General features: G+C 65.2%; 17 protein-coding genes. 3 read left to right on the top strand and 14 right to left on the bottom strand.

From position 1 onward, the window contains the following. Nucleotides 1-12 precede the first annotated feature (12 nt). The gene (locus tag CHEID_RS00310) at nt 13-312 is read right to left on the bottom strand and encodes a hypothetical protein (RefSeq protein ID WP_112769469.1); all 300 of its coding nucleotides are present in this window, start codon (nt 310-312) and stop codon (nt 13-15) included. 492 nt (nt 313-804) lie between these two features. Between CHEID_RS00310 and CHEID_RS00315 the strand changes: the two genes are divergently transcribed. After that, nucleotides 805-1371 carry an HNH endonuclease family protein gene (locus CHEID_RS00315; RefSeq protein ID WP_337956030.1) on the top strand — a complete coding sequence of 189 codons (567 nt, stop codon included), beginning with the start codon at nt 805-807 and terminating at the stop codon, nt 1369-1371. A gap of 83 nt (nt 1372-1454) precedes the next feature. Here CHEID_RS00315 and CHEID_RS00320 read toward each other — a convergent pair whose 3' ends face one another. Beyond that, on the bottom strand, nt 1455-2090 hold the full coding sequence (locus tag CHEID_RS00320; RefSeq protein WP_112770003.1) for a DNA-3-methyladenine glycosylase: 636 nt from the start codon (nt 2088-2090) through the stop codon (nt 1455-1457). 163 nt (nt 2091-2253) lie between these two features. Here CHEID_RS00320 and CHEID_RS00325 point away from each other — a divergent pair, with 163 nt between their 5' ends. Further along, entirely contained in the window at nt 2254-3405 is a 1152-nt protein-coding gene (locus CHEID_RS00325; protein ID WP_112770004.1) for a cystathionine gamma-synthase, read from the top strand. A 26-nt stretch (nt 3406-3431) separates the two neighbouring features. On the opposite strand, the gene CHEID_RS00330 is transcribed toward CHEID_RS00325, so the two are convergent. The 11 genes from CHEID_RS00330 to CHEID_RS00380 all read right to left on the bottom strand — a co-directional run bounded on the left by CHEID_RS00330 (nt 3432) and on the right by CHEID_RS00380 (nt 17564). Then, the gene (locus CHEID_RS00330) at nt 3432-4415 is read right to left on the bottom strand and encodes a hypothetical protein (protein ID WP_112770005.1); all 984 of its coding nucleotides are present in this window, start codon (nt 4413-4415) and stop codon (nt 3432-3434) included. 308 nt (nt 4416-4723) lie between these two features. Further along, complete coding sequence (locus tag CHEID_RS10510; protein ID WP_420536379.1) at nt 4724-5059, bottom strand: hypothetical protein; 336 nt, start codon at nt 5057-5059, stop codon at nt 4724-4726. Between the two features lie 74 nt (nt 5060-5133). Beyond that, the gene (locus CHEID_RS00340) at nt 5134-6147 is read right to left on the bottom strand and encodes a hypothetical protein (RefSeq protein ID WP_112770006.1); all 1014 of its coding nucleotides are present in this window, start codon (nt 6145-6147) and stop codon (nt 5134-5136) included. A gap of 106 nt (nt 6148-6253) precedes the next feature. Beyond that, nucleotides 6254-10801 (bottom strand): AMP-binding protein, encoded by a 4548-nt coding sequence (locus CHEID_RS00345; protein WP_112770007.1) that lies wholly within the window; start codon nt 10799-10801, stop codon nt 6254-6256. After that, on the bottom strand, nt 10794-11024 hold the full coding sequence (locus CHEID_RS00350) for an acyl carrier protein (protein ID WP_112770008.1): 231 nt from the start codon (nt 11022-11024) through the stop codon (nt 10794-10796). The genes CHEID_RS00345 and CHEID_RS00350 overlap by 8 nt, the downstream gene beginning before the upstream one ends. After that, entirely contained in the window at nt 11021-12751 is a 1731-nt protein-coding gene (locus tag CHEID_RS00355; protein ID WP_273661155.1) for an AMP-binding protein, read from the bottom strand. The genes CHEID_RS00350 and CHEID_RS00355 overlap by 4 nt, the downstream gene beginning before the upstream one ends. Beyond that, entirely contained in the window at nt 12748-13470 is a 723-nt protein-coding gene (locus CHEID_RS00360) for an FcoT family thioesterase (protein WP_273661156.1), read from the bottom strand. The genes CHEID_RS00355 and CHEID_RS00360 overlap by 4 nt, the downstream gene beginning before the upstream one ends. Next, a complete protein-coding gene (locus CHEID_RS00365) occupies nt 13467-14393 on the bottom strand; it encodes a TauD/TfdA dioxygenase family protein (protein ID WP_112770294.1) in 927 nt (308 codons plus the stop codon). The genes CHEID_RS00360 and CHEID_RS00365 overlap by 4 nt, the downstream gene beginning before the upstream one ends. Before the next feature lie 78 nt (nt 14394-14471). Continuing rightward, nucleotides 14472-15287, bottom strand: a complete 816-nt coding sequence (locus CHEID_RS00370; RefSeq protein ID WP_112770293.1) for an ABC transporter ATP-binding protein — start codon at nt 15285-15287, stop codon at nt 14472-14474. Then, on the bottom strand, nt 15284-16345 hold the full coding sequence (locus CHEID_RS00375; protein ID WP_112770292.1) for a FecCD family ABC transporter permease: 1062 nt from the start codon (nt 16343-16345) through the stop codon (nt 15284-15286). Before CHEID_RS00375 ends, CHEID_RS00370 begins: the two co-directional genes overlap by 4 nt. A 91-nt stretch (nt 16346-16436) precedes the next feature. After that, a complete protein-coding gene (locus CHEID_RS00380; RefSeq protein ID WP_146743858.1) occupies nt 16437-17564 on the bottom strand; it encodes an ABC transporter substrate-binding protein in 1128 nt (375 codons plus the stop codon). Nucleotides 17565-17696: 132 nt separating this feature from the next. Here CHEID_RS00380 and CHEID_RS00385 point away from each other — a divergent pair, with 132 nt between their 5' ends. Continuing rightward, nucleotides 17697-18461 (top strand): SDR family oxidoreductase, encoded by a 765-nt coding sequence (locus tag CHEID_RS00385; RefSeq protein ID WP_112769601.1) that lies wholly within the window; start codon nt 17697-17699, stop codon nt 18459-18461. Between the two features lie 15 nt (nt 18462-18476). Here CHEID_RS00385 and CHEID_RS00390 read toward each other — a convergent pair whose 3' ends face one another. Further along, a complete protein-coding gene (locus tag CHEID_RS00390) occupies nt 18477-20699 on the bottom strand; it encodes an acyltransferase family protein (protein ID WP_112769600.1) in 2223 nt (740 codons plus the stop codon). Nucleotides 20700-20782 lie beyond the last annotated feature (83 nt).

Genomic DNA, 20782 nt, shown 5'->3' on the forward strand with positions numbered 1-20782 from the left:
TCGCCAGTGGCCCTAACTCTTGCAACTCGCTGCGTCGGTCGGCAATTGTGCGGCCGCCGCCTGGGCATAGGCGATGCCGGAAGTTCGCCCGTTTGCCGGGGCCTTGGGTGCGTAGCGTGGCCCTGGGTTACCGATCGTCACGCCGTAGTGGTGCCGCGCGCCGAGCCCACCGGAGGTGGGCTGGCCGACCTTAGCCGACTGGGATCCGCCGCTAGTTAGTGAGCGGACAATCCTCGCTGCGACCGTAGGGGTGTACACCTGCGGAAAGGTGATGGCCGCGTTTTTAGCCCGGGTGGTTAGGGAGGTCAACATGCGTGGATCCTTTTTTCAGTCCAAGGAGGGGGAGGGGTTGGGAAGCGGTTGGGGTTCATGGTCAGTCTAGGCCACGGTGGGGGTCCAGGTCCCTCGGATCGTTGCGGTACTTTTCGACATGCGTGGCTGTAGGTGAGGGCGCCATGTCCCGCGCGCTAGCTAGCCTGTGAACTCATGAGAACGTACTCCTCCCCGAAGTGTCGAACCCCAACCGCAATTGCTTGGAGCGCGGTGATGGCGAGTTGTGTTCTGATTGGCGCAACTGGGTGTAGTTCCGTCCCGGGGGGTTCTGGGAACTCGCAGGATAGCGCGGTTGGTGAACCGGCGGGTGCGGCACCAGTGGTTGGGGATGGCGGCGACGGAGATGGCGGTGACGGGGATGGCAGCGGCGGGGATGCCACGGGGGCGGGGTCCGCGGAGCAACAGCAACCGCAGGGCCCGGTTCCCCCAGTTCCGGTTCCGGGGGCTCAGGTTCCCGTCCCCTTGGGCCCGGTGCCACTGGGGGCGCCCAATGTCGTCGCAGCTCAGGGGGAGTTGGGCTCCTTGCAGGTCAAGGGGCGTGCCCCGCAGACGGGTTACTCGCGGGAGCAGTTCGGTCAGCGCTGGAAGGACGTGGACCGAAACGGCTGTGACCAGCGCAATGATGTCCTGGGCCGGGACTTGGTTGACGTGCAGCGCAAGGGGCCCTGCAAGGTCACCTCGGGTTTGCTGCACGACCCCTACTCCGGGCGGGATATTCGTTTCGAGCGGGGTCCGCAAACCAGCGAGGCCGTTCAGGTCGACCATGTCGTGGCGCTCGATGATGCGTGGCAGAAAGGGGCGCAGCAGTGGGCTCCGGAACAGCGTGAGGTGTTTGCTAACGACGAGGAAAACCTGTTGGCGGTCGATGGCTCTCTCAATCAGCAGAAGGGGGCGGGCGATACGGCCACGTGGTTACCGCCCAATGAGTCCTATCGCTGCGCGTACGTCGCCCGACAGGTGCATATCAAGGCGAAGTATCAATTGTGGGTGACCCAGGCGGAGCGCGATGCGATGGTGCAGTGGCTCGGGCGATGCTAATCAGCCGGGCCTACCCGGGAGAGGGGGGCGGCCGCTGCAGGCAGGGTCACTCCTCGGGGTCACACGGGCGTTGAGCTGCACCGTTATCGGCGGCGGCTCACCGTTGGGTTGCCCGGGATCCAGAACCGCAGCGGGGCTTCGGCGTTCTTCGTGATTCCGACCCGCGGGCCCGTCTGGTAGGGGATCGGTGAGCCCGGGAGGCTCAGCTCAAAAGCGGTGGATGCTTCATCGCCACTTGGGGCGGGGAGGCCCGTCGTAGTGCTCCCGTACGTGACTTCACTCGGCGCGGCAAGAGCGATGGTGGCACCGTCCAGGTGCAGGTCCAACCCCAGTGCCCGTCCTAGGTTCCCCGGCCCGCGGGCTAGCCCGGCGTCGGGGCATGTGAGGCCGCGCCGGGTGCGGGTGGCGTCGTAACCATCTACCACCTCCCCGGACCGCAACAGCACCGCGCTGGCGGTACCCGCCGGGGAACACACCACATTGCCTGCCCGGTGGATGCCATAGCTCGCGTACACGTACAGGTGGCCGGGTGGACCGAACATCGTTCGGCACCGTGGGGTTGGGCCGTTGGCCGCGTGCGAAGCGGGATCAGCTTCGCCGAGGTAGGCCTCGACTTCGGTGATGCGGATAGCCACCGGACCGTGCCGCAGTACCGCGCCCAGGAGCAGGGGGGCGACGACGTCGGCGGGGGAGTTCCAGTCGAAGGTGGGATTGGGCATGGGGCCTTCACGGACGAGATGGGAAACGGCGAGTTGAGATGCGACGGGACCAGCGGATTAGAGCAGGTCAGTTGGGTACGGGGAGGGGCACCTTCGCCCAAAATGGACAGCTTGGTCTATTCTGGTCCAGTCCACTGAGAACTGTAGACCGCGAGGATCCCCCATGACTACCCCACGCCCCGGCTTCGACACCGCCGCCATCCACGCCGGTTACGAGCCCGACTCGCACCTGGGCTCTATCAACGTCCCCATCTATGCCTCCACCACCTTTGCTCAGGAGGCTCCCGGGCAGCTCCGTGGCGGGTTCGAATACGGGCGAGTAGCAAATCCGACGGTGGCCTCACTGGCGCAGACCATTGCCCACCTGGAGGGTGCCAATTTTGGCAAGGTTTTCGCCTCCGGGATGGCGGCGACGGATTTGCTGCTGCGCGCTCTGTTGCGGCCGGGGGACCATCTCATTTTGGGTAACGACGCCTACGGGGGCACTTACCGCCTCATCGCCTCGGTGTTCGCTGCCTGGGGGGTGCAGTTCAGCGTCGTGGATACTTCCCGGCCCGCTGAGGTCGCAGCCGCTGTTCGCCCAGAGACGAAAGTGGTGTGGCTGGAAACCCCCACCAATCCCATGCTGGCGGTCAGTGATATCGCGGCGATCGCAGCCTGCCTGGATGGCCCCAAGTTGGTGGTGGACAACACCTTTGCTTCCCCCTATCTACAGCGGCCGTTGTCCCTTGGGGCGGATGTGGTTTTGCATTCCACGACGAAGTACCTCGGGGGGCATTCGGATGCCATCGGTGGGGCCGTTGTGACGGACGATGGGCAATTGGATGCGGACCTAAATTTCTTGCTCGGCGGCGTGGGTGCCGTAGCCAGTCCGTTCGACGCCTACCTCACCGCGCGCGGCATCAAGACTCTTGGTGTGCGGATGGAGCGTCATTGCGGCAACGCGCTGCGCGTTGCCGAGCACCTGGAGCAACGTCCAGAGGTTCAGCAGGTCCTCTACCCTGGGTTGGCCAGCCATCCCGGGCACGAGACCGCTCGGCGCCAAATGGATGCATTTGGCGGTATGGTTTCCGTGCGGTTCGCCGAGGAGCGGGTGGCTGCGGACTTCTGCTCGGCCACCCGGTTGATCTGCTTGGCTGAATCCCTGGGTGGGGTGGAGAGCCTGGTGGAGCATCCGGCCACGATGACGCATGTCAGCGTTCAGGGGTCTCAGTTGGAGGTGCCGCGGGATTTGGTGCGCCTGTCCATCGGCATTGAAGACGTCGATGATCTTCTGGCGGACATTGACCGAGCCCTGGATCGTATCGGCAGTTAGATCCAGGGCCAGGGCTGCATTCGGTTTTAGGGTACTTGGTACCCGAGAGAACGGAGGACCGTCTTCGCAGCCTCCTCGCCCCCGGCGACCTTCTCTATCTCCATAGTGTGTCCCGCTGTGGGGTTCACGACATTGAGCCCCCAGTCTCCCGGATCGGTTTCGGCGTAAGCCGCGAAGTCGTCTGGGGTATCGGAGACAATAATTCCCCCTTGAGACTTGAAGAACCCGATGTTGTCGTCGCCGTAAGCTCTGTAGTCGACAAGATCGACTTCCTGGAAGGCAAGGGGGGAACCGGTTTTGCCCGTGCACTGTTGACCGGGCATTTGCTCGTTGGGCTTGTCCGGGCGTTCCCACGTGTAGCGCATGAGGCGGCAGCTCTCGAGATAGCCTGTAACCCCTCGCGGGATGGAGTTGGCAAACTTTGTATCTGGGCTTTGGCCCAGGGGAACAGGGTCCGAGAGCGATGTAGTCGTTTCGTTCGTCTCCAGGGAATCGCTCATGGCTCCAGCACTGGTGGTAGGAGAATTCGATGGGTTCTGGGAAGCCGAATCCTCCTTATCGCGGTTGAGGAGGAAGAAGATCCCACCGACTAGCAGGATCGCCAGAATGAGCGCCCCGATGATCAATAGCGGGGTCTTATTGCCCTTGCCATTGGAGGGGTTGGGGCTGCCGTAGGGGGCCGCTGGACCATTGCCACCTTGCACCCACGGCCCGGGTTGCCCCGGTTGGTTCTGCTGGCCCGGTTGGCCGTAGCCTGCCCCGTACTGGGGGCCTGGTTGCCCGCCTCTGCCGTACTGCTGGCCCTGTTGACCGTAGCTTTGCTGGCCGGGGCCCTGCTGCGGGTAACCCGGCTGCCCATACCCCTGACCATAGCCTTGTTGGTGCGAATGACCGCCGCCGTAACCGGGTCCCCCGCTGTTGGAAGGGTTGTAGGGGGCGTTACCGCCGCCGTAGTTGTGGTTCGGGTAGCCGCCGCCGGGGCTACCGTTGCCGGAGTTGCCAGATGTCATTGCAATTCTCCAATATCCCGGAGGTCGCTACCGTCCAGGGCTGAGCCGACAGGAGTACGAGGAGTCCCGGGCCGGGAAAGGTTTCCCAACCCTAGGCGACACCATAAACTGCCTGGCCGCCTCATGCACGCTAACTGGGCAAACCGTCAGAGCTGGGGTGGGGTTCTTGCCGGGGGGTGGATGGGTGCGGCCCATTCAGTCGCCGACCCTTTCCGAGCGGAAGGTGAAGGTGGAGTTGGAGGCTGCGGATTTTAGAGTGGGCTGCGGGGCCCATCATTAGTGAGGAAATTTAAGCCCTAGGTCGGAGTCTATTTGGATGATTGGGACGTCCGAGGATCGTCTTCACGGCACCGTCTTGACCGAAAGTAGGCAAAGCCATTGGCAGCACGGGCGCTGACCCCAGCCGTCGCGCCGGTGAACACCGACCCCCGGCTGTTCTCTGACCCGGACAGCACATACCCACGCACCCGCCGGGCCATGGTCTGCCGATCGCGCTGCGGGGGCATCTCCGGGCTGCGGTGATCCGCCCCGACCGCCTGAGCCACGTTATAGGCGTACTCGTAGGCGTCGATGATCTTCGCGTCCGTCATCCGCTGGCCGGCCTCCCGTAGCCGGTGGGCGGTCGCCAACGCGTGCCGGAACACCGTCTCTTCACGGGCAGCCCGCCCTACTACTCTTCGTGAGTTTCCCTGGGCCCCGGGCGGGCGTGCCTGTCGATCTAGATATCCAAGTACTCCACCGGGGGGTGGTTGAGGGCACGCTCGGTGGCGGTGACGAAGCTCGCCGGAACTTGGCCCACGTAATCGCCGCCGTTTCCGGACCGGTCCGCAGCAGAGTTGGCTTCCCGGAATGCAGCTTGTCGGAGGGCCTCGGTGTTCTCGAACACTTCCAAGGTGCTGTCTATCAAAGGAACGTGGGTAGCGCGGGGTGGGTGCTGCGCCGAGTCGTCCTGAAGCTGCGGGTCATTTGCTGCATCGGGTGCCGACGTGTCATCGGCTCCGAGACCTTCGGAATCGTCATTGGTGTGATCGATGACGTTGCTGAAGCCCCGACCCTTCCCGGAGGAACCTTCCCCTTCCCGTTGGGCTCGCCCGTCCGCGCCAAAGCCCGATTGTTGGCTGGAGGAAGTTCCGGAGCTGAAGAATCGGTCGAGCTCGTCCAACAACCCACCGAAGTTTGAGGACACCCCACTACTCAACCGGTGCGGGTCGATTCCAAATCGGCGGGCCAGGTCATTGGCGATGTCCACGGTGAATTCCCACTCTGGGGCCGTGGTGAAACTGTTCCGCCGACCGTCGGCGAATCGGTGGTTCGTATTGCCCAGGAAATCCCGCGCAGCGCGTCGGAGGTGTTGAAAGTCATCCCGTTCGGTGGTGCCGCGAATCTCCCCCGGACCAAGGGTTTGTACCAGCCCCAGGAAGTCCTTCTTGTGGGTTCGGACAACGGCAAGGGCTCCCTTGGGGGTGGCGTAGCTATTCCATGTCGTCCGTTGCCCCTTTTCGGAGACCTCTAGGCGTGCGAGCTGTCGGCCGTGGAAGATCCGAGTCGTTGATGCGCCATCGCGATCGTCGCGCACGTGGATTTCTTCGAAGCCCTCGGCTTCGGCATCTCGGCGCGCTACCAGCAGTTTGAGGCCCTCGACGACCGCGGGGGACAGGCCGCCGGAAAGCTCGGCGGCCCGGTCGGCCAGGGGAGCGTCGGCGTCGGAGATGTAGATCGTCTTATTGGGCATACATATAAGTATGCATAGAACAGCGTGGGCGTGCAACGCTCCTAGATGCTGATCGCAGAACAAGGTCCTGACGACAAAGCCCGGGCTCACCGGGGAGGCGGGTTTGCTAAGAACCAACCCCGGCAAGGCGCAGGATGTCCGGAACGCGCAGGTCCGCCCCCACCGGTAGAGACCTCCAACCAGCGTACCCCAGCCGCCGAGCGGGAATACCCGCCCAGGGGCGCCGCTGGAATACCTCCACGAGCGCCACCCATTCATCGAGCAAGCCCCACAATTCCGGTTCCTCTTGAGCAAGCCCACTGCGATCGAGTCTGGACTTCCATTCCCGCAGTTCAACGCAAGCCACGTCGGGGTCGGCAAATTCGCGCACATCATTGGCGCCCTGCCCGTGTAACGCAGAATGCGACGGAAGCATAGGAGCACGAGGTGAAGCATCGGGCAACAGCGCTGGGTGAATGGCGCTGGGCAGGATGTCCCGATAGCTCACTCGCAACCCCCGATGAACCACGAGGGTCGCGCCACCTCCAGGCGCCGACCCTAAGCCCGCTCCAGCCGCCGACTTCAAGGCCCCTCCGGCCAGCTCAGGGCCCCTCACCCCCGCAGGCAGGTCGTCCTCCCCGCCCTCATCGTGCAGTTGACGAACCATTCGCCAAAGCCATTGCGCCACGGCGGAGGCAGTCACAACGTCCTCCTCAATATCCACCTCCGGGTAGCACCCCAAGCGGGAACACACCCGCAGAACGCCCAGTAGCACATCCGCATGCGCACCAGCAGTGGAAGGCAACACCCGCGGCAAGCGCACAACTATTGCGCTCGAATACGAATTCAGCGCGATCTCGCCGATGATTTTGGATTCCGCATAGGCAAAATGGGCCCACCCGGGCTCGGTCACACGGGGCTCCCAAAACTCCTCCGCAACAACCGTGGAGGATAACTGCACCAGCCGGGCTCCGGTCTGTTTGCAGCACTCCGCCAACCAGCGGGGAAGCTCCACATTCACAGCATCCAATTCTGCCCGCCCCGCCGTTGTGCTCACGCTTCCTGCGCAATTGAGCACGGTGGTGATGTGGTGGTCCGCCAATATCTTGAGGACGCCCCCAGCCCCCGCGCTCCATGTACCGCAGCAAGGCAGTAGGACAACGTGCGGGTGTTGCCGCGCCATGGTCCACATGCCCCCTCTCGGGATGTCCCCGCGGAGGGCGACGATCAGCTTTCCGTAGGGCTCAAGCAGCCACCGCTGCAACACGGCCGAGCCCACACTGCCGGTAGCCCCGAGCAGCAGCGTGGCGGGGCCCGCCATCCCAGCGGTCCCGCACACATCGGGGTAGGTGCCGGGCTCGCTGGTCTGCGAAGTGTCGTAGCGCCGACCTGCCTCCAGCACGCTCGCGCCAGTAGTGGAAGTACTCGCGCTGATAGTGGAAGAACTCGAGTGAATAGTGGGAGAAGCAGATAGGTGGATCTCGGACGACTCACCCGCCTGATCCAGGCTCCGGGGTGTGGCCGCGCGGTCCGTGGCACCGCTTGCGGGTTTGAGTCCCGCGAGTGCTTCCGCGCTGTCCGCTGCCAGCAGATCCCGCACCCCCACCGGCCACCCCAGGATGGACCGGGTTTCCGGCAATAGGCGGATGAGCTCAAGGGAGGGCACCGCTTTATCCGTTAGCGAATCCGACGGTGCGATAGCCCAGCCCAACCGTCGTGACCAGGCGGTAGCCAGGCGTGCGGCAACCCCGCCCTCTTCCGTCGCAGGGCCCTGGTGGGCAAGGCCCACCCCGGTCGACTCCGTGGCCTTCTCGTTCACAGGGTGAAGAGGCGCCAGCGATTCCTCTTGTACCCGGCCGCGCTCGTCCCGAGTGATGGGCTTTGCTGTCTGCACGACGGCAGCGGCGGGGATCCGCAGTTCGGCGAGCCGCTCGCGAACCCTTGCTTTCAGGTCGACGTCGATGTTCGCGGCGCCGGAAAACCATACCGATAGTCGGCCCTTCTGCGCCCGGGCGTGGACTTCCGTGACCCCCTCCATTGCCCCGACCTGCTGGCGAAGGTCGAAAAGATCCACCCGCTGGCCGGCGACCTTCGCCACCTCGTCCCACCTGCCCGCGAACACGTACTGACCGCCTGCCTTTTCGCAGCGGACGCGGTCCCGCGTCGCGAAGACCGGAACCCGGGGACCCTCCGGCATTGCGAGTTCCCCAAAGCTCGGCGCTGGTGAGCCGACGTAACCCGGGCCCACCGCAGCCCCCACTAGGAGGAGCTCGCCGAAAGCCACGACGGCGCCACCCCGCAGCAGGGGTTCTCCGACCGCGGTCGCGACAGTGGTGCCCGCCCCCGCCTCGCGGGCCGCATCACCCACCGCCTCCTGGCCCGAAGCGGCAGAATCCCCGATTCCGCCGAGCGTCACCGCTGTGGCCACAACGGTTGCCTCAGTGGGGCCGTAGGTGGACAACAACTCGATCCTGTGGGCGCGGCCCCCATCCCCGTCCCGGCCCTCACCCGCTTGCATCACCGCTTCCCACCGATCAAGCGCTGCCGGATCCACCGCCTCCCCGCCAATGACGAGCTGCCGCAGCCCGCTGGTGCGCAGAGCCTCCAGCAGCAGTGGGTCTGCGGTCATCGCATGCCACACGGAAGTAGGCAGGTCCAGGATGCTCAGGCCCGCGCGCCGGGTGGCGTCCACAAGCTCCCATGGGTCCGCCAAGATGCCGGGGGATAGGGGCACAATCCGGGCCCCGCACACGGTCGCCAGGAAAATCTCCTCCACACTGATATCCGAGGTCAGCGCGGCACACTGCCCCACAACGTCCCCTTCCTGCCATCCGTAGCGGGCCCGCGCCCCGGAAAGGAAGGCAGCGAGGTTGGCGTGGCTGACCCGAACGAGTTTCGGCGCGCCGGTTGTGCCGGATGTCGGCAGCATGTACGCGGTGGGCTCCGTGGAATTGGGCGCGCCTCGGGGCGGGTCAGGATGGTAGATGCGCACATGTGCGGTGGCGGGGTCCAAAGAGTTCATGTGGACGCCAACAAACCCAGCGTTTCTCAGCGCCTCCAGCCGAGCCGCCACCTCCTCCGATCCGGTACAGGGGGTGTACCCGCAGCCGTGGACGTGCGTGGCCAGCAGCAGGTCGACGGGCCGCGCCTCGGAAGTTGGGCTCGGGACAACAACGATGGCTCCGGGTGGTACCTCCGCGCGGTTCATGGCATACAGCCACGCCCGAACGCCGGGGCGCTGGTCTAGCAGGCGGGGAAGGTCGATGAGATTTGGCCAGGTTGCGGCCGGTTCGGGGGCGTGCCCGCCCGGCAGGACGGTCCAATCGTCGGCGAGCTGGGCTGCGGGAGACTTGGGATCCGCGGCGAATGTGCGCAGGTACGCGGCGATCTGCGGTGCTAGCGGCGGGAGAGGGTCGGGCGCGGTGGACGAGTAGCTGGATGCCGTTTCTGCAGGCGAGGCGGGCGTGGGCCATAAGTCAGAGACGTCGGGTTCCCACACCCGGATACTCAATTGTTGTGCCGCCGGATTGTTGATGACCTGAACTGTGGTGCCCTCCACCGGCCCGATGTCGGTGACCTCTGGCATGCCCTCGAGTGCCCAGTCCAGTTCGGGGGCCACCGGTTCCGGCAACACGTTCATCGTGACTGCTAGCCCGTGGCCGCAGGGATGGCGCAGAAGTTCCCGGCGCAACCGCTCCTCCCGCAGCCATAGGCGCCGCCGGGAACGGACGATCCCTCGGTCGCAGGCCCGAGCCAGATCAGCACCGCTGACGAAAGCCGGGAAATCCAGCGGGAACCACAGGGTGTTGACCAGGCAAGTCGCGGCAGCAAGATCCCCGGAGAGGAAGCGGGGGTCCACGGTGTGGAAGACGTGGATGCTTGAGGTTCCGGCCCGCGCGGCGAGAACGGCCGCGGCCGCTGCGGTGGCCATGCTGTCTAGGCCCAGGCCCATGTTCAGGCCCAGGAGGTCCACGTACTCCGCGCCGCTGAAAGATGCCTCGGAGGTCAGCCGACCCCGGCTTGCGCCCGGCCCATCCGTCGCTCCGGCGGCGAAGTTCTGGGGAAGTCGGTCTAGCTCCGTTCGCAGGGCCGCCAGCGCCTGCGGGCCGCCCGCTGCAACACTTGCGGCGCGTTCGGCCTGGTTCGCCGCGGCCAGGGCAGCCGGAGCGTCCTGCGACTCATCCGCCGATGCAGCTTCTTGGTGGTCGCCGCGCGCCCTCTCCTGCAAGGCTGCACCGAGGCTGGCCTCCACTAGGGCCACGGCTCCGCCGTCCAGCGCGACATGATGGGCATGCAACTCCAGGCACACGCGGCTAGTGGCCTTCTCCACGGTGACGGTGAAGCCCACGAGCGGTACCGCCTGCGCTCCGGTCAGGCCGTGGCTTTCCCACCCAGCCAGCAGGTCCTCGCACCGAAGCCCCACCACCCGGGCGGGTTCGAACTCGCGCCGCAGCACATAAGTAGTGCCACCATCAGCACCGGGGACCCGGCGGACTGCGCACAGCACGATGGGATGTTCCCGGCACACCCGGTGCAGCCCCTCGCGAACCGACTCCTCACTGACCCCAGCGGCGAAGTCATAGCGCTTGCCCACCAGGTAGGCCCCCGGATCCTCGCTGGTGAAGGACCCGGCTAGGATGTTCTCCTGCGATGCGCTCAGCGGGATCTCACGCATGGGTTTCGGCCGCCAGCTGCTGCAGCGTCGCAATCGTCGGGGCCGCGGTCATGCGCTCCACAACCCCCGGCCGCTCCGCTAGGCCTAGTTGCTGCAGGATGAGCACAAGGCGCACCGAGTCCAGCCCGAGTTCGCGCAGATCTGTGTGGTCCCCGTTGGCGAGGTCCTCCTCGTCGATGTAGAGGGCCTGGAATACAACGTCGCGGGCAGTCGGGTGGGTCATGGGTCCTCCTGGGTCCCTACCGCCGCGGCCCGTGGTTCGTCGGGGTTGGCGGTGGGAAAAGTCTGTGGTTCGGTAAAGCGGCGCGTCAGCTCGTGGCGCCTGATTTTTCCGGACGCCGTCCTCGACAAAGCGCCAGTGATCACGATGCGCGCGGGCCGTGCCTCAGCGCCGGCCCGGTCGCGGAAAGCTGCGGCGATGCTGCGCTGGAGCCGACGCTGTTGCCGCTCGTCGAGGTTGGGGTCGGCGGGCACGACGGCCAGTCCGACGAGCGCGCCGAAGGTGGCGTCCGGAATAGAAAATGCACCGGCATCCGCAACCCCCGGGACGCTGCGGGCGATGGCGTCCACATCATCGGGGTTGACATTGGCGCCGCCGCAGATGATGAGCTCGCTGACCCGGCCCCGCAGGTACACCAGTACCGGGCCATCTGGGTGGACGGTGCGGACCTCAACGCGATCGCCGGTGTTTAGCCAGCCCTCGTGCAGCACGTCTGCAGTCTGCTGGGGGCGCCCGAAGTAGCCGAGCATGCGGGCGGGGGTGCGGATCCACAAGGTTCCCTCCCGATCGCTGCCGGGGTGAAGGGGTGAGGGGTCGGTGGGTAGGGGGCATGCCTCGGGCAACGGCGCGGGCTTGGCAAGCGGGTCCGCAAGCACACACAACTGCACGCCCGGATAGGGGGTCCCCACACAGGCGGAGTCGATGAGCTCCAGGGAGCTACTGCCGGACCCGGCCATATCGGCGCTGGTCGGCAGGCACAGCGCGGTGCACCCAGTCTCGGAGAGGCCGTAGATTTGGGCCGTCCGCACGCCGGAGGCCTCCACCGCGGCGACATCCTCCCGCACCGCCCGGGATCCCCCGAACACGATGAGGCGCAAGGAGCTGGGGCATCTGGGCGGATTGCCCGCTGTGGCAGTCCGCAGGCTGGCGGCGACCCGTCCCAGCAGCGTGGGAACCATGCACACCGTGGCCACGGACCAGCGGTGCAGGGTGGCCAGCAAATCCTCGTGTCCATTCGCGCCGGTCGCCCCAGCCGTTGCTGCGGGGCCGGTGACCGTGTGACAACCGGAGGCCAGGCCGTTGAGCACCCACCACAAACCGCCGATGTGGCTTGCGGGAAGGGGAGTGTACGTGACCTCCTCCGGGCGCCAGGTGATCCAGTCCACGTTGTGGGCCCGCAGGGTATCGGGGATGGCCAGGAAGGAGCGGGCGGGTAGCACCACAGCCTTGGGAGCTCCCGTCGTGCCGCTGGTGAACAGCATGGCCTGGGGTACCTCCGGCTGGAACGGCGGGGCCTGGAGGTCGCCGCGGGGTGGGTTCATGGGGTCGCCAGTGGCCGTGTCGTTATCGCTGATGGCCGCGACGTCATCACCAGTGGCCCGAAGGACAATGCGGGGACCAATGGTGTCCGCGTAGGCATCCAGCGTCGCTTGCGGTAGGCAGTGATCCGCCACGGCGGGTACAGCCCCTGCCCACATGCAGGCGAGGATGCGAACGTAGGACGCGGCGGAGCTATCGGAGACAACGAGCACGCGATCCCCCGGGTGGAGGGTGCCGCCCGGAGTCAGAGAGTCCAGGCGATCGGCCTCTTGCTCAACCACCTGAACTAGCTGACGGTAGGTGAGGGTGAGCTGGCCATCCGTGCTGGAGAGGGCCGGGGAATCCGGCCGGTGGCGGGCGTGTTCCACCACGCGCTGCAGCACGCCAGTGGGGCTGGGTTGTTCGCTCACCGGGCCCCCTTCGGGCGGTGGGTCGTGGGAGGGGCGGATTCGGAGTCGTCTTCGCGAAGCAGCACGGCGATGGTGACGTTTCCCCGGGCCCTGCCGCGCGCGTCGCTTTCCGGCGCCTCGCCCTCTGCGGGAGCCGCGCCACCCTGGGGTGCCTGTGGGCCCGGGGAACCGTCCCCGCCCCAAAACTCCACCGCCGTGTCCATCTGAACGTACCGGTGCCGCCGGTGTACCAAACGCATCCCCGTCACGCGGATTACCCCGGTGAACTGGCGGGCATCGATCGGTGCGAGGAACTCGCTGTCGTTTCGCTGGATCAGCACGTCCGGTAGTTGTCGGGTGCGCAGGTCCGCCGCCGTCCACCCCAGGAGGGGCGCGATATCCCCGCGTCGCACGGCCTCCGCCAGCAGGCAATAGAACAACTGGTTGTACGCGATGATGAACTCTGCGGCATTGAAGTGCCCCGTGTCCTGAATGTAGGCGGAGGTGGGGATGCCAAAGCGCCCCACCGCGGCCAACTCCGGTCCACCGGCCAGGTAGCAGGCGTGCTGGAGGTACCGGCATCCTTTCGCCGTGTAGGGCTTCAGCGTCCCGGCGACGAGCTTCTCCGGGATGGCCTCCTCGGCATCCGCGATGCCCGTGCGCCCCCCGGCAGTGATCGAAACTGGGGCCCGTAGGCTGTGCCGGTTGGGCTTGCCCCGCCGCGCTGTCACTGCATTCATGCCGGCAGGCCGGGGGTGGGGTGGCCATCGACCATCGTCAGCCGGTGGGTCGTCACGGTGCCCGGGGTGGAGCCGTGCTTGGCCCGGTGGGTGAGCACGCGGTTATCCCACAGCAGGGCATCGCCCACGCCGAAGTGCTGCGTGTGCACCAGGGGGTGGGTCTCGGGGTTGATGTCCGCCGACTGGCCGCTGATGTGCAGCAGCTCGGTGAGAACATCCGGCTTTAGCGGCTCGCCCTTTCCCGCACCGCGCCCCTCGGGGCTGCTGGGGAGTGCATCGGCGGGATCCGGCCGGTAGATGCTTTCGGTGAAGGCCTCGCAGATGTAGAGGTATTCCTCCCCGGTCACGGGGTGCTTCAGAGCCGTGGGCCAGTATTGCGGGGGCGTGACCTCCTCGATTTCCTGCAGCACCTCCCCAATGGGACGGTAGACGTCACTGGGCCGAATCTTCACATAGCGCCGCGGGGAGTTAACGCTGCGGGTGCCGCGCACTCGCTGTTTGAGCTCCTCCGGCACCTGGGCCCATGCCTGGGTGAGATCCACGAAGTAGGTTCCCCGGTCCGTTCCCGGCACGGCGAGGGGCAGTGTCATGGTGAAGGCGAAGGGCTCTGGCATGAATTGGTAATCAATATGCCAAAAGGCGCCGGTTTTGGGTACGCCGCCAGCGGATTGATCATTGGAGGAAACGAAAATCTCCGGGTATTCGGGGTGGTGGTAAATCGGCTCGTAGTATTTGCGGACCTCACCGAGATGGCGCCCAAACGCCAGGAACTGCTCTGGGGTGGGGTTGAAGTCCTTCAGCACTACCAGCTTGTGGCGGTAAATTGCCTCCCGGAGTTCACCGGCGTCAATGCCGGTGGGATTGGCGGGATCGATGCCGTGGATTTCAGCTCCGAGTCCGCTGCCGTGAATATCGAGCATAATGTGAGAGTCCTTTCCTAAGATGTAGGGGAGGGAAATAGGGGGTTCGTTTCCACTTCTCGTGAATGCTGCAGGTAGCCGTCATGGCGGCTCCGCAGTGTCCTGCGGTGGGGTGAACAAAAAGTGGAGCTGGCCAGTGCGGGGGTGTGCCACCACATCCGCGCTGACCTTGAAAAGACGGGAGATCCGCTCGGCCGTCAGTACCTCCGCCGTGGGCCCTTGCGCCGCGACGCCGCCCGCGCTGAGGAGGATTACGTGATCCGCGTAATGACGCGCCAAATTGAGGTCGTGGAGGGCCAGCACGACGGTTTTGTCCAGCCCACCAATGAGCTCCATGATGTTTATTTGGGACGCCAAGTCTAAATGGTTTGTTGGTTCATCCAACACCATGATCGGTGCCTGCTGGGCTAAAGCCCGGGATATGAGCACTCGCTGCTGCTCACCACCCGATAGGGAGGCAAAGTCCCGTTCGGCGGCATACGCAGTTTGCGTAGCGGCGAGGGCTTCCCGAACCTGACGTGAATCAAATTGGCGGGAGAACTCGAAAAGACCCCGGCCCGCGTCGCAGCCCATACGCACGATGTCGTTGACGCTGAATCCGGCCCAGGTGTCGTGCTGCTGGGCCACCACTGAACGCATTCGGGCGAGCTCTCGCATGCTGCGCGAGGTATTTGGCGTCCCAAAGAAAGAAACGGATCCAGACGAAGGAACGAGGGAGTGGGTGATAGCCCCCAAGAGGGTGGATTTACCGGAGCCATTGGGCCCGACGATGGCGGTGACGCGGCCTGCAGGGGCCTCGCAGGTGACTTCGCGGAAGACCTTGCGGCGACCGCGCTGCACCGTGACGCGATCCACGCTCACCGCCGCCTCCGACCGATCGCGATCGGTGCTTATCATCGCCCGAGACCTCCCCGCCGGCCGCGCCGGAGCAACCACAGGAAGAAGGGGCCGCCGACAAGCGCGGTGAAGACGCTCAAGGGGATTTCCTGGCCTCCGGCAATGGTGCGGGAGGCCATGTCGATGGCGACCAATACAGCCGCGCCCCACACCGCGCAGGCCGGCAACAACCAGCGATGATCCGGGCCGATGAGCAGGCGCAGCGCGTGGGGAACGAACAACCCCAGGAAACCGACGGTGCCCGCGAGCCCCACGGCCACGCCGGTGAGCGCGGCGACCGCGAAGACCGCGAAGATCCGCACCCGCGTGGGGCTAAGGCCCAGGGCCAGGGCATCTTCATCCCCGAGCGTCATGACGTTTAAGTCCCGGGCGCGCAGGAACACCGCGGCAAGTGCTGCAGCGACGATGATCGCGGGAATAACGAGCCGACCCGTGGACTCCACCCCGGCCACGCTGCCCAGCAGCCAGAACAAGATGGCGGAGGCCTCAGTGGGGTCCAGCCGCAACTGCACAAAGCTCGTCGCCGCCAGGGCCATCTGCCCCACGGCCACCCCGGCGAGGATGACGCGCGGACCGGACACCATCCGGTCCCCAGCAGCCAGAGCGAGGATGAGGACCAGCGCGGCCAGGGCGCCCAGGATGGGAGGCAGCGGGCCGGAGAGGAACACCCCCGACAGGGATAACGCGCTACCGAAGGCGAGGGCCAGGACCGCGCAGAGCGAGGCCCCGGCGCTTATGCCGAGGATCCCCGGTTCCGCCAGCGGATTGCGCACAACAGCCTGCAACACCGCCCCGGCCGGGGCCAACGCAGCACCCACCAGGGCCGCCGCGAGCGTTCGGGGAAAACGCAATTGCCAAACGATCTGGTCGTAAACGGCCACCTGATCCCGGTTGACCGCAGAAGACGAACCGAATAGGTGGCTGCTGAGCACGTCCACGGCCGCGGGCAAAGGCACCCGGACAAGCCCCAGGGCGATGCTGGCACAGGCGGCCGCGACCAGGGCACAGGCGCCGAAGCCGGTGGCCAGCAGGCCCTTCCGGGCGTGCGAAATGGGCATGGGTGATTCCTGCGTTGGGGGGGTAGAGGGAGGGGGGAGGGGGAGAGGGTAAAGAGTTGGAGGTGGGCGGTGGGGCTTGCTTCGGCGGGCGTTAGCGCTTCGCTGCGTCCGAGATCTTGGCCACCGCGATGTGGTTCAGCGGGCCGTAGTAGGCGCTATCCGAGACGCTGACCCAGCGGTTATGCTTCGCGGCCTCCCATTGGGGGTATTTGGCGAAAAGCTTTTTGGCCTCTTCTGCGGGATTTTCCGCTGGTGAGAATTGCCCGAGGACCAGCACATCCACTTTCGCGGAGGCTAGCTTTTCGGCGTTGAGGGTCTTGGTGGTTTCCGCGTCCCCCTCAATGGAATTCTCCAGCCCGGCCTTGGCGAGAATGTCGTCGTAGATCCCGCCGGTCATCACTGCGGGTAGGCCGTTGGTGTTCATAGCAGCCATTCCGGGATAGGCGATGAGGGCGTGCTTATCGCCCTGGGGTTGGCCGTGCGCAGCGATAGATTCGATGGCTTTGTTCTTGCCTTCGATGTACCCGGCAGCCTTTTGCTGCACATTGAAGATCCGACCAAAATCCATGAGCATATCAAAGGAGTCCTTGATGCCCGTGGGCGAGCCGTCCTTCTTTTTCGCGCTGGCCCCGGGCTGGGCAGAGTCGCATTGTGCGGGGTTGACATAACTGGCGATGCCCTGCTGGGCCAGTTGATCTCTGGTGGGTGCCCCGGCTCCGGGGTCGAAACCACCGGCCCACGTGGAAATGACCATGTCAGGCTTGGCGGCAAGGACTTGCTCTGCGGTGGTGGCTCCGGCGGGGCTCTGCCCGGGGATGGTGGGCAAGGCGCTGATGCGTGGCACCATGCCCCTGTCGTCGGAGACGCCGTAATTTTGCGCATTCCCGATGATTGCCTTGTCCTGGTCTAGAACCAGGAGGCTTTCCACCTCGCCCACGGAAGCGCCGTTGAGAATGAGGACTCGGGACGGGGCTTTAGTGAAAGTCACCTCGCGGCCGCAATTGTTGATCGTCAAGGGGTAGGCACTGTTTTCCGGGCGGGGCACGGTGTAGCTGGAGGATTCCGCCGACTGGTTTTCGGAATTGTCACCACAACCGGTGAGGACGGAACCGGCCGCCAACAGGGCAACAGCCGACACGATGGCGATGGGGGTTTTTGCGGATGTTTCTCGCCGAGCACGGTGGCCGTGTTGATGGCTGGTTCCAAGAGGGGAAGTCACAGTGGTTATGTCTTTCGATTACGCGGGTTTGGCTTAGTAGTCGGATAGGGGAGGCCATGAGTTCCCGGCGGTTTCCCGGACAGCGATTTCCAGACCGGCGGCTCCCGGGACGAGTCACTACTGTGGGGTGCCATGACTGAACCACAAGCACAAAGCGAAAAAGCACAGGGCCGGTGGGCTGTGATCACCGGGGCCTCCGGAGGAATCGGGGAGGCGACGGCAAAGGCCCTCGCCGCCGATGGTTGGCGCGTCCTGCTCGCCGCCCGCAGGGAGGAGCAATTGCGCCGCGTGGCCGGGGAGATCGGAGCGGCCGGAGGCGTGGCGGAGTTCGCGGTGGTGGACGTCAGCGACCCGGCGTCGGTCAGCGACTTCGCGGAGCGCGTCCGCCAGGTGGCCGGGGCGGTGGATCTCCTGGTCAACAACGCCGGCGGGGCACGTGGGCTGGAGCCGATAGTGGAGACTGATCCTGCCGACTGGCGGTGGATGTACGAGGCCAACGTGCTGGGCACCCTCAACACCACCCGTGCGCTCTACAAGCAATTGAAGGCTGCTGCGGCTGGGCAGGTGATCAATGTGGTGTCCATGGCGGGGCGGGCGGCCTATCGCAACGGCGCGGGTTATAACGCGGCGAAATTTGGGCAGACCGCGGTGACCGATGTGATGCGCATGGAATTCGCTGCGGATGGCGTGCGGGTGTGCCAGGTGGATCCGGGGCGCGTGGCCACCGAATTCTCCCTCAACCGCTTCAAGGGGGACCAGCAGCGGGCTGAAGAGGTTTACGCGGACAAGTTGAACCTCGTTGCCGAGGATATCGCGGAGGCCATTCGCTGGATCGCGGACCGGCCGCGGCACATGGATGTGGAATCCATCATGATCAAGCCCCTCGACCAGGTTTAGGCCCGGTACTCTGCCTTAGCCATTCGGGAACATCTGCCGGTCCAGCTCGGGGACCAGCGTGGTGGCAAAGACGTTGGTGAAGTGGTGCGCGTCCCGGTAGGCCACCATATTGCCGATGATGGCCGGGCAGTAGCCGTCCTTGCAGATCGCGTTGGTCAGGTCCACGTGGGTCACGTCCATGCCGGAGTAGGCCTTGATGGCGGGGTTGACGGGTTTCAGGGAGCGGTCCTGCTTCGTACCGCACTCTTCGTTGATCTTGGCGATCTCCTCCTTCGTCACGGAGTTTTTGTCGGCCACGCCCTTGAACTCCCGGCCCCGGGGGGTCATGGTTCGGTGGCCCTCTTCCATTTCCCCCACGCAGGTGCGCATGTCCACGGGGCCCCACGGATGTTGGCTCTCGTCGAACATGTGCCAGGGGTTGTCCCGCACCAGCCAGGAGTGGATGCCCTTGTCGGAAAAGTCCTTGACGAGGTCCACATATTCCTTGGGCACCGTCTCCGGGCCGGTTCCCCAAATGTCGGTGGGGCGGGTGGAGGTCATGAGAATGCCTTCGGTGGGCGGATTTTTATCGATGTAGTCCACCACCTTTTTGGACCACTCCTTGCAGGAGGGATAGGGCTCCCCAGTCCACAGCGGAACCGTGGAGTTCACGGGGCACCCCATCTTCAGCAGCGGGACCACGCGGATGTGGTTGAGCTTGCCCACTTCGTCCATTGCTGGCATGTAGTGCTCGGAGTGAGAACCCCCGATGACGTAAAGGGTCTTCTTGGACCCGCGGTCGCCGTAGGCACACGGGGTATCGGACTTGTTGTAGTTCTGTTTGAGCACCACATCAGAGCCCTCGAAACCTATTTGACAACCATCGGGCTGGGTCGGGGGAAGCAACGCCTCGAAGTCCTCCAGCGGCGGCACCAGCGGCAGATTGCCCCGCGGCACGCGCCCCTCGGTGAAGGCCAGGGCCCCCGGGTACAGCGTGCGGTCCTGGGCCACGGTCCACAGTTGATCGTCATCGAGCTGGTGTTTGCGTTCCACCAACAGTGGGGCACAAACCACAGCACCCGCGATCACCACAATGACCGCTGAGTACACCACCTTCGGCCACTTCGCGAAGCTGGCCCGCAGATACTCCCGGTCGAAGACCACCGTGGACCGCCGGGGCCGACTTTTCTGCCGGAGGGGCCGCTCTACCAGGCGGTTTGTGATCCAGGCTAGAACAACGCTGGCGACGATGACTGCCAATCCGCCCATTACCGCGCGGCTCTGCCACAGCTTCCACTGGCCCGCGAGGATCAGCAGCGGCCAGTGCCATAGGTACAGCGCGTAGGAGATGCCGCCAAGGAACTGCAGCGGCCGGGAATTCAACAACCGGGTGACTCCTACGGTGTGCGCCCCCTGCCCCGCCAGAAGTACGAGGACCGCACCGCTCAGGGGGAGCAGGGTCCAGGGGCCGGGGAAGGTTTGGGCCCCGTTGACCACCCAACCGGTCGCGATGATGAGGGTTAGGCCTGACCATCCGATGACTTGCCGTAGTCGGGGCGGCAAGTCCGGAATGATCGGTGGTAGGCGTTTGCCGTTGTCCGCCCGCCGGGGCAGGATCAGCATCCCGAGGAGCCCACCCAGGCCCACCTCCCAGAACCGGGAGAAAGTGGAGTAGTAATTTACCGACTGGTTAGTACCCGCCATCACCGCGGCGTAGCTGAAGGAGGCGCCCACGAGCGCCATGAGGACTACTGTGAGGGCGCGCCGGGAGTGGCGTCGAAAAAGGAAGGCAAGGACAGCCACCAGTAACAGCGAGGCCACATAAATCTGCATCTGCGCGGACATGGACCACAGGTGCTGGAAAGGGCTCACCGGATTTTGGGCGGTGGTGTATTCCCGGCCGGAGAGCGCCAACTGCCAGTTGATGTAGTAGCCCAGTGCGGCGACGGAATCATCGGCCACGGAGTTGTGCACCAGCGTGCTCATGAAGGCCAGGCTGGCGGCCAGAGTGGAGCCCACCACCACCGCGAGCAGCGGGAAGAGGCGCCGGATGATGCGCAACAGGGACTGCAGGAACGTGAGCCCCTTGGGGTTGCGGGCGTTGCCCAACTGGGAGGAGAAGAAGAACACGCCCCCCAGCAGCAGGAATACGTCCACGCCGGAGGAGACTCGTCCGACGAAAATGTGGAAGACGACAACGAGCGCGATAGCTAAACCGCGCAATCCCTCCACGTCGCGACGAAATCTCGAACTGGCCATAGGGCCGTAATCTTAAAGGGTGGGCCGGACAATGGAAAATGGCCTCCAGCAGGCGATTTGGGTCACACTTTAGGTTTGTTCGG

Source organism: Corynebacterium heidelbergense (assembly GCF_028609845.1).
Taxonomy (GTDB): domain Bacteria; phylum Actinomycetota; class Actinomycetes; order Mycobacteriales; family Mycobacteriaceae; genus Corynebacterium; species Corynebacterium heidelbergense.

Bases quoted from the DNA above. Each gene is read 5' to 3' on its own strand.
- CHEID_RS00310 (WP_112769469.1), bottom strand. From the start codon at position 312: ATGTTGACCTCCCTAACCACCCGGGCTAAAAACGCGGCCATCACCTTT.
- CHEID_RS00320 (WP_112770003.1), bottom strand. From the start codon at position 2,090: ATGCCCAATCCCACCTTCGACTGGAACTCCCCCGCCGACGTCGTCGCC.
- CHEID_RS00325 (WP_112770004.1), top strand. From the start codon at position 2,254: ATGACTACCCCACGCCCCGGCTTCGACACCGCCGCCATCCACGCCGGT.
- CHEID_RS00330 (WP_112770005.1), bottom strand. From the start codon at position 4,415: ATGACATCTGGCAACTCCGGCAACGGTAGCCCCGGCGGCGGCTACCCG.
- CHEID_RS00340 (WP_112770006.1), bottom strand. From the start codon at position 6,147: ATGCCCAATAAGACGATCTACATCTCCGACGCCGACGCTCCCCTGGCC.
- CHEID_RS00345 (WP_112770007.1), bottom strand. From the start codon at position 10,801: ATGCGTGAGATCCCGCTGAGCGCATCGCAGGAGAACATCCTAGCCGGG.
- CHEID_RS00350 (WP_112770008.1), bottom strand. From the start codon at position 11,024: ATGACCCACCCGACTGCCCGCGACGTTGTATTCCAGGCCCTCTACATC.
- CHEID_RS00360 (WP_273661156.1), bottom strand. From the start codon at position 13,470: ATGAATGCAGTGACAGCGCGGCGGGGCAAGCCCAACCGGCACAGCCTA.
- CHEID_RS00370 (WP_112770293.1), bottom strand. From the start codon at position 15,287: ATGATAAGCACCGATCGCGATCGGTCGGAGGCGGCGGTGAGCGTGGAT.
- CHEID_RS00375 (WP_112770292.1), bottom strand. From the start codon at position 16,345: ATGCCCATTTCGCACGCCCGGAAGGGCCTGCTGGCCACCGGCTTCGGC.
- CHEID_RS00385 (WP_112769601.1), top strand. From the start codon at position 17,697: ATGACTGAACCACAAGCACAAAGCGAAAAAGCACAGGGCCGGTGGGCT.
- CHEID_RS00390 (WP_112769600.1), bottom strand. From the start codon at position 20,699: ATGGCCAGTTCGAGATTTCGTCGCGACGTGGAGGGATTGCGCGGTTTA.